Origin of the sequence: Mesorhizobium sp. BR1-1-4 (assembly GCF_020165375.1) — a bacterium.
GTDB classification, from domain to species: Bacteria; Pseudomonadota; Alphaproteobacteria; order Rhizobiales; family Rhizobiaceae; genus Mesorhizobium; species Mesorhizobium australicum.
Map to the genome: position 1 here is coordinate 345,429 of NZ_JAIUIB010000004.1, position 12,193 is coordinate 357,621.

The window sequence follows — 12,193 nt, forward strand, 5'->3', positions numbered from 1 at the left end:
CCAGACCGTATGTTGCGTCCGACAGCCCGATGCATTGAGCCAGGCAGTAGGGTTGCGGAAGGTCTGAACGGATGAATGTGATCGTTGTCGGCGCGGGTATCGCCGGTCTGTCCACGGCGTGGTCGCTGGTCAAGGCGGGCCACGCCGTGTCGGTTGTCGAGCAGGGGCCGATCCCCAATCCGCTGGCGGCATCGGGCGACCATCACCGCATCATCCGCCGCGCCTACCGCGCTGGAACCGGCTATGGGCTGCTGATCACCGAAGCCTACGAGGCCTGGGACGAGATGTGGGCCGATCTCGGCGAGAACCACCTCGACGCGCGGGGCTTCGTCTGCGTTTCGCGCGAGCCCGGCGACGAGGCCGAGGAATACCGCGAGGGCCTGGAAGAGGGAAAATTCCCTTTCGAATTGCTGGGACCGGAAGCAGCCGTAGAGCGCTGGCCGTTCCTTGAGGCCGGCTCGTTCCGCTACGCCTATTTTTCGCCCGAGGGCGGCGCGCTGCATTGCCGCAAAATAGCGGCCGGGCTGGCCAAATGGCTGCGTGCCAATGGAGCCAACGTCTACGAGCACAGCAAGGTGACGGAGATCGATGCCGAGGCCGGCCATATCGTGCTCGAATCCGGCGAGACGATGCAGGCCGACCGCATCGTCGTTACCGCTGGCGCCTGGGTGCTGAAGCTGTTCCCCGAACTCGGCGGCGAATTGAAGACCTTTCGCACCGCGCTCGCCTATGTCGAGCCGCCGGCCGATCTCAGGGCCGCTTGGGAGGCGGCGCCCGTCATTCTCGATGTCGGCGGCACGACCGACGGCTATATGATCCCGCTTACGCGGGGCGCCGGCATGAAATTCGGCTCGGGCCTGCACAAGGTGCCGACCAGCGACGCCGACTGGAACCGCGAGCCGGTGCCCGGCGAGGGCGAGGCGATCCGCAACCTGTTTTCGCCGCCGATCGCCCGCATCGAGGAGTACAAGGTGACCGAAGTGGTCACCTGCGCCTATACGTTCACCGATGACGAGAGATTCCTGGCGCATGAGACCGGCAAGTGCCTGGTCGTCTCGGCGTGCTCGGGTCACGGCTACAAGTTCGGCGCGGCGGTCGGGCGTCGTGTGGCCAAAGCCATTGGCGATGGCGATGTCGTCGGTCTTAAGGCCTGGCTGCGGGCCGAGGTGGCCTAAGCCTAGTCCTGGCAGTGCCTTGGAATATGCACCCGCCGCCAGCCGGATGAGCCTTCGCGCACCAGCACGCGGCGCGGGACGGTCTGGTACGCGGCGGGAATATCGATGACGCGCCTTTGCTCGGGCCGCACCAGCACCTCCTCGGCGATGCTGTCATATTGCGCCGGAATGACGACGCGCCGCGTGCGCTCGGGCTGTATCACCACCGTCTCGGCGACGCGTTCAAAGCGTGCCTTGTGCCAAACCTTGCACAAAACGCGGCGGCCATGGATGACGCGCCATTTCCAGGAATAGCCGCCGCTATCGACCCTGACGGTGTGGTAGACGGTCCTGGTGGCCGCAGGCACCACTTCATACCGAACCTGGGCCGGCACAGTCACCACCACTCGCTCGCGCGTGCCATAGATCGGCGGATCATAGTCGACGATCTGCTGGCCGGGAGGGCTGACCATGACGTCTTCGTAGACGGTGTCGTAAACGGCCGGTGTGTGGACGGGCTCGTAGCATTCGACGGCGCGACCACCGGCCGCCGTTTGCGAAATCGAGCCGAGCATGGTCATCCCTGCAATGGTGAAGCATGCGGTTTTCCCGGACATGGCACTCCCCGTCTGAACTGTAGGCACAAGTTCAACGTTGAATTGTAGGGGAAGCCGTTGCGGAGAAAAGCGGTTTTGGCGCATTTCGTTAAGTGACGAGGTTAAGAAACTGCTACCCTGGCGGGGCCGGTCGGTATTTGAGGTCGGCGTGGCATCAGCTGCTGCTAATTCTTGCCCGGAAGCTTGATTCGACTTACCCAGATGGCTAGGACGGGTCGGCCTTGCACAAGGATGAGCCGGCATCCTATTTACATCTTAACGATCCAGAACCGATTCTGCCCGAGCTGCCAGCCTGTCCGGCGCCGGAATCCCACCGCGAGACAAGAGATAACTGATGAAGAATCCCGTCGAAACCTACATGAACCTCGTTCCGATGGTGGTCGAACAGACCAATCGCGGCGAGCGGGCCTACGACATTTTCTCGCGCCTCCTCAAGGAGCGCATCATTTTCATCACCGGTCCGGTCGAGGACGGCATGGCGACGCTGGTCTGCGCGCAGCTCCTGTTCCTCGAAGCGGAGAACCCGAAGAAGGAAATCAACCTCTACATCAATTCGCCGGGCGGCGTCGTCACCTCGGGCATGGCGATCTACGACACCATGCAGTTCATCAAACCGGCCGTGTCGACGCTGTGCATCGGCCAGGCGGCCTCGATGGGCTCGCTGCTGCTGACCGCCGGCCACAAGGACATGCGTTTCGCCACGCCCAACGCCCGCATCATGGTTCACCAGCCGTCCGGCGGCTTCCAGGGGCAGGCGTCCGATATCGAGCGTCACGCCCAGGACATCATCAAGCTGAAGCGTCGTCTCAACGAGGTCTATGTCAAGCACACCGGCAAGAGCTATGAGGACATCGAGAAGACGCTCGACCGCGACCATTTCATGACCGCCGACGAGGCCAAGGATTTTGGCCTGATCGACAAGGTCATTTCGTCGCGCGAGGCGGCCGAGGGAGCGTTGGCATAAAGGCTAGTTGGCAGTTGGATGGCACCATCACGCGCTTTTGGCGTGTCTTGCGTCATTTCGGCCACAATTGGCTGTTCCCTCGGAGGTCGGGATTGCCTACGTTAAGGCTATGTTGATTTTCGACGGCTTAGCTTTGCGTGGGGAAGCTGCGAATCATTGCCACGTTTTCTGATTTGTGTTTCGTACGGAATACGTTGCGGGAGCCGGAAGACTGGCGGCGGCGGATTCCCGCGATAAATAGAGTATGCGCCCTTTCAGCCAGACCATCGGCGGGCGGCCATGAAAGGACATGAAAATGAGCAAGGTCGGCAACAACAGCGGTGATTCCAAGAACACGCTTTATTGCTCGTTTTGCGGCAAGAGCCAGCACGAGGTGCGCAAGCTGATCGCCGGTCCGACGGTGTTCATCTGCGACGAGTGCGTCGAGCTGTGCATGGATATCATCCGCGAGGAGAACAAGACCTCGATGGTGAAGTCGCGCGAGGGCGTGCCGACCCCGCAGGAGATCCTCAAGGTTCTCGACGACTATGTCATCGGCCAGCCCTACGCCAAGCGCGTGCTGTCGGTGGCCGTCCACAACCACTACAAGCGCCTCGCGCACGCCGGCAAGAACAACGATGTCGAGCTGGCCAAGTCCAACATCCTGCTGATCGGCCCGACCGGCTGCGGCAAGACGCTGCTGGCACAGACGCTGGCCCGCATCATCGACGTACCCTTCACCATGGCCGACGCCACGACGCTGACCGAGGCCGGTTACGTCGGCGAGGACGTCGAGAACATCATCCTGAAGCTGTTGCAGTCGGCCGACTACAATGTCGAGCGCGCCCAGCGCGGCATCGTCTACATCGACGAGATCGACAAGATTTCACGCAAGTCCGACAATCCCTCGATCACCCGCGACGTGTCGGGCGAGGGCGTTCAGCAGGCGCTGCTCAAGATCATGGAAGGCACGGTCGCCTCCGTGCCGCCGCAGGGCGGCCGCAAGCACCCGCAGCAGGAGTTCCTGCAGGTCGACACCGCCAACATCCTGTTCATCTGCGGCGGCGCCTTCGCCGGGCTGGACAAGATCATTTCGGATCGCGGCAGGAAAACCTCGATCGGCTTCGGAGCTGTCGTCGCCTCGCCGGAGGATCGCCGCACGGGTGATGTTTTCCGCCTGGTCGAGCCCGAGGATCTGTTGAAGTTCGGCCTCATTCCGGAGTTTGTCGGCCGTCTGCCGGTTCTGGCGACGCTGGAGGATCTCGACGAGCCGGCACTGATCCAGATCCTGACCGAGCCGAAGAATGCGCTGGTCAAGCAGTACCAGCGCCTGTTCGAGATGGAAAATGTCGATCTGACCTTCCACGAGAACGCGCTTTCGGCGATCGCCAAGCGCGCCATCGAGCGCAAGACCGGCGCGCGCGGCCTGCGTTCGATCATGGAAGCGATCCTGCTCGACACGATGTTCGAACTGCCGGCGCTCGAAGGCGTGCGCGAGGTTGTGATTTCGGAAGAGGTGGTGACCGGCAGTGCCCGGCCGCTCTACATCTATTCCGAACAGAAGGAAAAGAAGGGCAATGTCAGCGCCTGATATGGCACTTGGCCCTATATTTTTATGGAACGGCGCCCCTGCGGCGCCGTTTTGCTGTGAGGAACCGGCACAGCGTCGCGATGGAGTGGATTGGGGACGATGTTAACTCTTGATCTTTGCCCTGCCTGCCTCCACCTAACACGAGAAGGCCGAGGTGCCCGATTTCTGTGCTGTAAAACTCCCGTCATAAACGGTGGTAGGCGGAACGATCCCCGGTCGTTAATATGAGATTCGCGGTTGGCCTGATGGTGGCCGCGACATGAAAGGTTGGACAATGGCCAAAATATCCAAGGCTCCCAGCGACGGCGTCTTCGCGGTCCTCCCACTGCGCGACATCGTGGTGTTCCCGCATATGATCGTTCCGCTCTTCGTCGGGCGCGAAAAGTCGATCAAGGCGCTGGAAGAGGTGATGGGTCAGGAAAAGCAGATCCTGCTTGCCACCCAGATGAATGCCGCCGATGACGATCCCGAGCCCGATGCGATCTTCGACATCGGCACGCTTGCCAATGTGCTGCAATTGCTGAAGCTGCCCGACGGCACCGTCAAGGTTCTGGTCGAAGGCGCCTCGCGTGCGAAAATCGTCTCCTTCACCGACCGTCCCGACTTCCACGAGGCCAAGGCCACGGCGCTGGTCGAACCGGAAGAGGAGGAGGTGGAGGTCGAGGCCCTGGCCCGCTCGGTCGTCACTGACTTCGAGAACTACGTCAAGCTGAACAAGAAGATCTCGCCCGAAGTGGTGGGTGCCGCCAGCCAGATAGACGACTATTCCAAGCTCGCCGACACGGTTGCCTCGCATCTTGCCATCAAGATCCCTGAAAAGCAGGAAATGCTGGCCACGCTTTCCGTCAAGGAGCGGCTGGAAAAGGCGATGGGCTTCATGGAAGCCGAAATCTCCGTCCTGCAGGTGGAGAAGCGCATCCGCTCGCGCGTCAAGCGCCAGATGGAGAAGACGCAGCGCGAATACTACCTCAACGAGCAGATGAAGGCGATCCAGAAGGAGCTCGGCGAGGGCGAGGACGGCCGCGACGAGGCCGCCGAGATCGAGGCCCGCATCAAGAAGACCAAGCTCTCCAAAGAGGCCCGCGAAAAGGCGGATGCCGAATTGAAGAAGCTCAGGACGATGTCGCCGATGTCGGCCGAATCGACTGTCGTGCGCAACTATCTCGATTGGCTGCTGTCGATCCCGTGGGGCAAGAACTCCAAGGTCAAGCAGGACCTGGCCTACGCGCAGAACGTGCTCGACACCGATCACTTCGGCCTCGACAAGGTCAAGGACCGCATCGTCGAGTACCTTGCCGTGCAAAGCCGCCAGAAGAAGCTGAAGGGGCCGATCCTGTGCCTCGTCGGCCCTCCCGGCGTCGGCAAGACCTCGCTCGGCAAGTCGATCGCCAAGGCGACCGGTCGCGAATTCATCCGCATGGCGCTTGGCGGCGTGCGTGACGAGGCCGAGATCCGTGGCCACCGGCGCACCTATATCGGCTCGATGCCCGGCAAGGTCATCCAGTCGATGAAGAAGGCCAAGAAGTCCAACCCGCTCTTCCTGCTCGACGAGATCGACAAGATGGGCCAGGACTTCCGTGGCGATCCGTCGTCCGCGCTGCTCGAGGTGCTCGACCCCGAACAGAACTCGACGTTCATGGACCACTACCTCGAGGTCGAATACGACCTGTCGAGCGTGATGTTCGTGACGACGGCGAACACGCTGAACATCCCTGCGCCCCTGATGGACCGCATGGAGATCATCCGTATTGCCGGCTACACCGAGGACGAGAAGATCGAAATCGCTAAGCGGCACCTGATGCCGAAGGTGATTCGCGATCACGCGCTGCAGCCAAAGGAGTTCTCCGTCGGTGAGGACGCGATCCGCGCCATCATCCAGACCTACACCCGTGAAGCGGGCGTCAGAAGCTTGGAGCGCGAGCTGATGAAGCTCGGGCGCAAGGCGGTGACCGAGATCCTGAAGACGAAGAAGAAGACGGTGAGCATCACAGCGGCGAACCTCGCCGACTATCTCGGTGTTCAGCGCTACCGCTTCGGCCAGGTCGAGGCTGACGATCAGGTCGGTGTCGTCACCGGCCTTGCCTGGACGGAAGTCGGCGGCGAGCTGCTGACGGTCGAAGGCGTCATGATGCCCGGCAAGGGCCGCATGACGGTGACCGGCAATCTGCGCGACGTCATGAAGGAATCGATCTCGGCGGCGGCCTCCTATGTCCGCTCGCGCGCCATCGATTTCGGCATCGAGCCGCCGCTGTTCGACAAGCGCGACATCCACGTGCACTTGCCGGAAGGCGCCACGCCGAAGGACGGTCCGTCCGCCGGTGCCGCCATGGCCACGGCCATCGTGTCGGTGCTGACGGGTATTCCGGTGCGGGCGGATGTGGCGATGACTGGCGAGATAACGCTTCGCGGCCGCATCTTGCCGATCGGCGGCCTCAAGGAGAAGCTGCTCGCCGCACTGCGCGGCGGCATCAAGAAGGTGCTGATCCCGGAAGACAACGCCAAGGATCTGGCGGAGATCCCGGACAACGTGAAGAACGGCATGGAAATCATTCCGGTCTCACGCGTCGGTGAGGTGTTGCGCCACGCGCTGGTGCGGATGCCGGAGCCGATCGAATGGGTCGAACCGGTCAATCCGCCGGCTTCCACGGACACCAGCGATGACGCTGGAAAGTCGCTTGCGCATTAGTTTTTTCTAAGGTTGCAGCGCACAAACAGAAAGCCGGGCCTCGCGCCCGGCTTTTTCATGTGAAAAACCCCGGAATTCCGGGCTTTTTCCGCTATTTTCCTGCCTTTTCGACTTGGTTGCGGGAACGCTTCTTTCTAAAGTCCGTTTCCTGCCGGATGAGTCGTGAGTTCCGGTGTTCTCATGGAAGGGAATTTTTATGAACAAGAACGAACTGGTGTCCGCTGTCGCCGACGCCGCGAGCATTTCGAAGGGTGACGCGCAGTCTGCGGTCGATGCAGTGTTTTCTGTCATCTCCGGCGAACTGAAGAAGGGCGGCGATGTCCGGCTTGTCGGCTTTGGCAATTTCACCGTGTCAAAGCGCGCCGCATCCACCGGCCGCAACCCGCAGACCGGCGCCGAAGTGAAGATCCCGGCGCGCACCGTGCCGAAGTTCTCGGCCGGCAAAGGTCTCAAGGACGCCGTCAACTAAGCGCGTTTTTATTTTTGAAAAAACCAGAAAAGCCGGGCTTGCCCGGCTTTTCTTTTTCGGCGTATTGGGCCGGACGGTAGCTCCTCAAGCTGTCGGGGCGTCGGCGCGCATGAGGCCTTCGTTCTTGAGGTCGGCCCAGAGCGCTGCAGGGAGTTTGGCGTCCAGGAGCGAGCGGTTGCTCTCGACCTCTTCAGGCCGCTGACCGCCGGGGATGACCGAAACCACCGACGGGTGCAACAGCGGGAACTGCAGGGCGGCTTCGATCAACCTGACCCCATGGCGCTTGCAGACGGCCTCGATGCGCGCCACGCGATCGAGCACTTCCTGCGGCGCCTCGGAATAATTGTAGTAAGCGCCGGACTTCGGTCCGGTGGCCAGGATGCCGGAATTGTACGGGCCGCCGAGAACGATGCCGATGCCGCGTTTCTGGCAAAGCGGCAGGAACGATGTCAGCGCCTCCTGTTCCAGCAGCGTATAGCGCCCGGCAAGCAGGAACAGGTCGAAATCGCCGCGCTCGGCCAGGGTCTGGGCCACCTGCCATTCGTTGATGCCGCCGCCGAACGCCTTGATGACGCCCTGGTCGCGCAAGGCGAGCAGGCCATAATAGCCCGAACGCATGAACTCTTCGATGCGCCGGTCGGACGCCTCCTTGCTGCCGTGGGTGAAGATATCGACATCGTGCACGAACAGGATATCGATGCGGTCGACGCCAAGCCGCTCCAGCGAGGCCTCGAACGAGCGCATGACGCCGTCATAGCTGTAATCGTAGACCTCCTTGCGCGACGGCGTGTCGAAGAACTTGCCGATGCCGGTGCGCTCTTCTGGCGGGCAGGCGCGCATGATGCGGCCGACCTTGCTCGACAGCACGTAGTCGTCGCGCTTCCTGGATCGCAGGAACGGATTGAGGCGCGTTTCCGATAGGCCGAGCCCATAGAGGGGCGCGGTGTCATAATAGCGGCAGCCGGTCGCCCAGGCGGCCTCCAGCGTCGCATTGGCATCCTCGTCGGAGACGGCGCGGTAAAGATTGCCGAGCGGCGCTGTACCGAAACCCAGCTCCGTGAAGGTGATGCCGCCATTGCCGATGCGGTCGAAATGCCGTGTCTTCATATCTTGAAATTTTCCCGGATTGATTTGTCTGACATGACACTATCACGCTCGTGGCTTGGCAAAAGCGCCGCTGAGCGTTGGACACGCATTTTCCCGGTTGCTAGCATGAACGAAATCAAGCTGTTCCGGGGAAAAGCGTGATCAGGAATTGCCAATCCAATTCGATTGCCGGCGCGCAGGCGGCGCGGCCGTGAGCAACTCCAGCTCGGAGATGTTCAAGACCGCGCTCGACGAGCTTGGCGCGGTGCTGGCGCGCGTCGATGGCGATCGGATCGACGCCGCCTGTGGGATGCTGGTCGGTGCCAGACAGATCGTCGTCTATGGCTGCGGCCGCGAGGCCTTGCAGGTGAAGGGCTTCGCCATGCGGCTCTATCATCTGGGCCTGCCGGTTTCGGTCGTCGGCGACATGACCACCCCGCCTGTAGGGCAGGGCGATGTCCTGCTTGTCAGTTCCGGACCCGGCGAAACCTCGACCGTACTCACCCTGATGCGCATCGCGCGCGAGGCAGGCGCCACCGTCCTGCTCCTGACCGCCCAGGCAGGCGGCAGCGCCGCAGGGCTGGCCGATTTGACGCTGCTGATCCCGGCGCAGACCATGGCCGACGACCAGGGGCCGCAAAAGACGTCGGTGCTGCCGATGGGCTCGGTGTTCGAGGGCGCGTTGTTCGTGCTGTTCGAGATCATGGTGCTGAAACTCAGGGAGATGACCGCGGCGTCGCCGGAAGCCATGCGCGCCCGCCACACCAACATGGAATAGATCATGCGCTATGAACTGATGCTGCCGCACCAGATCCGAAAGGCAATCGCCCAGAATTGGCCGGTCGCGCTGCCGCTCGGCGTGCTGGAATACCATGGCGAGCACATGGCCGTCGGCATGGATACGCTGGCAGTCATCAAGACGCTGGAGCTGTTCGAAAAAGAGAGCGATGTCGTCATCCTGCCGCCCTTCTACTATGGCGCGGCGAGTTACGCGGTGGCACCGCCGGAAGGCAGCGGCTCCGTCCAGGTCGGCGGCAATCAACTGGCGCCATTCGGCGAGGCGCTGTTCTACAGCCTGCTGCGCATTGGGTTTCGCAACATCCACGCCATCATTCATCACCAGACCGAGAATTTCGCCGCCGGCATGCCGACGGATCTCGCCTTCAAGACCGCAGGCAGACAGGCGATCTTCCGCTTCCTCGAGAAGCAGCGTGGCGAGGGCTGGTGGGGTTCAGAGACGATGGCCGACTATTATGCCGGACATGCCGAGGGCGAAAACTTCTTCAACTGGGTGCAGGTGCACCCGCTGATGCCGACCGCCATGAACGGCAAATATCCGTTCGACCATGCCGGCATCGGCGAGACATCGCTGATGCTGGCGCTATGCCCGGAAGCGGTGGACGCCGCGCATTTCGCGGACAACAAAAGCTGGTATACGGCAACTGCGGCGGAAGCCTCGGCAGCACTTGGACAGAAGGGCGTCGCCATGATCATGGATCATCTGCGCGCGATCCTGAAGGCTTAGATTAGCGCGACCTTTCTCCGACCGAGGGGAGGTGAAGACGCCCGGTCACTTCACCGCGCCAGCGGTCATGCCCATGATCAGGTAGCGCTCCAGGGCGATGCCGATGACCGCCAGTGGCGCGATTGCCGCCGTGGCAAGGGCTGCCATCGACCACCAGTTGATGCCCTGCGAGCCGGTCTGGCTCGCCACCATGACGGGAATTGTCTTGGCGTCCGTGGACGTCAAAAGGGCGGCGAAGAAGTACTCGTTCCAGCACAGCACCATCGCCAGGATGAAGGCGGCCACCATGCCCGGCAGCGCGATCGGCATGACGATACGGAAAAAGGCGCCCCAGATCGACAAGCCGTCGACGAGGGCTGCTTCCTCGAGTTCGACGGGGATGGAATTGAACTGGTCGCGCATGATCCAGATGACGATCGGCAGCACCATCAGCGTGTAGAGCAGGATCAGCCCGACGCGGGTATCGAGCAATCCGACTTCGCGGTAGAGCACCAGGAAGGGCAGGGCCAGCACCACCGGCGGCAGGATGAGCTGCGACAGGAAGAAGAAGGAGATGTCCTCGTTCTTGAACCAGGCGAAATGGTAGCGGTAGCGGGTCAGGCCATAGGCGGCGAGGCTGCCGATGATGATCGCCAGGCTCGACGCGCCAACCGAGGTGATGACCGAATTCATGAAGCGCTTGAGGAACTCGTCGCGCACCGTCGATGTCTGGAAGATCGAGTCCGGCGACAGGCCAAGCGATCGCCAGCCTTTCCAATCCGGCTGGAAGTCGACGAACGGGATCAGGTGGCCTTGGGTGACATCCACCGCCGTCTTGAAGGATGTGGTGATGGTCCAATAGATCGGAAACAGGCAGATGAAGCCCCAGCAGGCGAGCGCGCCATAGATGAAGACGCGGCTGGCGAGGAAGCTCGCCGGCGAGCGGATTTCGGATGCGACGTAGTCGGTGGTCTGAACGCTCATCTCTACCTAATTCACATTGCGGACGAAACGACCGGCGAACTTCAACAGCCAGGTCACGAACACCACGATGATGACGAGATAGGCCATCGCCAGCATGGTGCCATAGCCAACATTCGAGCGGTCGCGGTATTCGCGGTAGATGAAGCTCGAGACCGAATCGGTGGCGCCGCCCGGACCGCCCGAGGTGACCGTGATGATGATGTCGGCAAGCTTCAGCTTGAAGATGATGCGCAGGATCACCGCCGTCACCGACACCGGCAGCATCAGCGGGAAAGTGACCTGCCAGAAGGTTTGCCAGGCCGTGGCGCCGTCGACACGTGCCGCCTCCAGCACCTCGCGCGACATCGCCTGCAGCCCCGCAAGCAGCATGATCATCATGAACGGGATGAAGGTCCAGGCGTCCAGCAGCATGATCGAGATGCGGGCGGTGATCGGGTTCGAGAAGAAGGCCGGGTCTTCCCAGCCGAGATGGCGCGCCAGCGTGGCTGCCGGTCCAAAGCGGTATTCCATCAGCGACTTGCCGATCATCCACGAGACCGCGACCGGCGACAGCATGAGCGGCATCAGGAACACCACCCGGAAGAACTTGCGAGCCCGGATCTGCGCGTTGAGGAGCAGTGCCAGGCCAAAGGCGATGACATATTCGACCAGCACCGCCAGCACATAGAGCACCATGTTGAACAGGGCGTTGCGGTAGTAGGGGTCGGCGAGCATCTGCCAGAAATTGTCGAGCCCGTTGAACCTGCGGCCGCTGAAGGAGGAGAGGTTCCAATCGGTCAGCGCGATGTAGAAGCCGAACAGGGTCGGGAAGATCACCATCGCAATGGTGAACAAAAGGGCCGGCAGCAGGAACAGCGCGCGCTGGCCGTCCTCGCCGCGTGTCAGAACCTGGCCGATGCCGATCGCCACACCCCACAGCACATAGGCGTAGACCACGGGCCGCCATGTCTCGAAGCCGATCGTATCGACCTCGGTCTTGTAGAGGATCTGCACCACGATCATCGCCAGCAGGCCGAGCGTGGCGATCGCCATCAGCGCCCAACCCAGACGCCTGCGGCCCGGCGGGATCAGATCATAGGGGGCGGCGTCTGCCGGCCACCGGGTCGCGGTCGAAGTCTGGTCAGTCACAAATCTCGCCCGTTTGGAAGGGAAGGCTGTG

11 protein-coding genes are annotated in these 12,193 nt (G+C 62.0%); 7 read left to right on the forward strand and 4 right to left on the reverse strand.

Features of this window, described 5'->3' with window-relative positions; all coding sequences use genetic code 11:
- Window positions 1-71 precede the first annotated feature (71 nt).
- Window positions 72-1,175: an NAD(P)/FAD-dependent oxidoreductase gene (locus LB571_RS10865; RefSeq protein ID WP_224594347.1), complete on the forward strand. Its 1,104-nt coding sequence runs from the start codon at window positions 72-74 to the stop codon at window positions 1,173-1,175.
- Window positions 1,176-1,177: 2 nt separating this feature from the next.
- Here LB571_RS10865 and LB571_RS10870 read toward each other — a convergent pair whose 3' ends face one another.
- Window positions 1,178-1,771: a hypothetical protein gene (locus tag LB571_RS10870; protein ID WP_140661971.1), complete on the reverse strand. Its 594-nt coding sequence runs from the start codon at window positions 1,769-1,771 to the stop codon at window positions 1,178-1,180.
- 334 nt (window positions 1,772-2,105) lie between these two features.
- Here LB571_RS10870 and clpP point away from each other — a divergent pair, with 334 nt between their 5' ends.
- From clpP to LB571_RS10890, 4 genes are all read left to right on the forward strand, one after another.
- Window positions 2,106-2,735, forward strand: a complete 630-nt coding sequence (clpP, locus tag LB571_RS10875) for an ATP-dependent Clp endopeptidase proteolytic subunit ClpP (RefSeq protein WP_015318198.1) — start codon at window positions 2,106-2,108, stop codon at window positions 2,733-2,735.
- A gap of 295 nt (window positions 2,736-3,030) precedes the next feature.
- Window positions 3,031-4,305, forward strand: a complete 1,275-nt coding sequence (clpX, locus tag LB571_RS10880; protein ID WP_013532190.1) for an ATP-dependent Clp protease ATP-binding subunit ClpX — start codon at window positions 3,031-3,033, stop codon at window positions 4,303-4,305.
- A 274-nt stretch (window positions 4,306-4,579) separates the two neighbouring features.
- Complete coding sequence (gene lon, locus LB571_RS10885) at window positions 4,580-6,991, forward strand: endopeptidase La (protein ID WP_015318197.1); 2,412 nt, start codon at window positions 4,580-4,582, stop codon at window positions 6,989-6,991.
- Between the two features lie 196 nt (window positions 6,992-7,187).
- On the forward strand, window positions 7,188-7,460 hold the full coding sequence (locus tag LB571_RS10890) for an HU family DNA-binding protein (RefSeq protein ID WP_015318196.1): 273 nt from the start codon (window positions 7,188-7,190) through the stop codon (window positions 7,458-7,460).
- An 84-nt stretch (window positions 7,461-7,544) separates the two neighbouring features.
- On the opposite strand, the gene LB571_RS10895 is transcribed toward LB571_RS10890, so the two are convergent.
- Window positions 7,545-8,567, reverse strand: coding sequence for an aldo/keto reductase (locus tag LB571_RS10895; RefSeq protein WP_140617024.1), 1,023 nt, complete (start codon window positions 8,565-8,567; stop codon window positions 7,545-7,547).
- A 211-nt stretch (window positions 8,568-8,778) separates the two neighbouring features.
- On the opposite strand from LB571_RS10895, the gene LB571_RS10900 reads away from it, so the two are divergent.
- Complete coding sequence (locus LB571_RS10900) at window positions 8,779-9,324, forward strand: SIS domain-containing protein (protein ID WP_263484424.1); 546 nt, start codon at window positions 8,779-8,781, stop codon at window positions 9,322-9,324.
- Window positions 9,325-9,327: 3 nt separating this feature from the next.
- Window positions 9,328-10,071 (forward strand): creatininase family protein, encoded by a 744-nt coding sequence (locus LB571_RS10905; RefSeq protein ID WP_140617022.1) that lies wholly within the window; start codon window positions 9,328-9,330, stop codon window positions 10,069-10,071.
- A 45-nt stretch (window positions 10,072-10,116) separates the two neighbouring features.
- Here the strand turns inward: LB571_RS10905 and LB571_RS10910 are convergent, their stop codons facing one another.
- Both LB571_RS10910 and LB571_RS10915 read right to left on the reverse strand, forming a co-directional pair.
- Window positions 10,117-11,034: a carbohydrate ABC transporter permease gene (locus tag LB571_RS10910; protein ID WP_023773222.1), complete on the reverse strand. Its 918-nt coding sequence runs from the start codon at window positions 11,032-11,034 to the stop codon at window positions 10,117-10,119.
- A gap of 6 nt (window positions 11,035-11,040) precedes the next feature.
- Window positions 11,041-12,162 (reverse strand): carbohydrate ABC transporter permease, encoded by a 1,122-nt coding sequence (locus tag LB571_RS10915; RefSeq protein ID WP_224594348.1) that lies wholly within the window; start codon window positions 12,160-12,162, stop codon window positions 11,041-11,043.
- Between the last annotated feature and the right edge of the window lie 31 nt (window positions 12,163-12,193).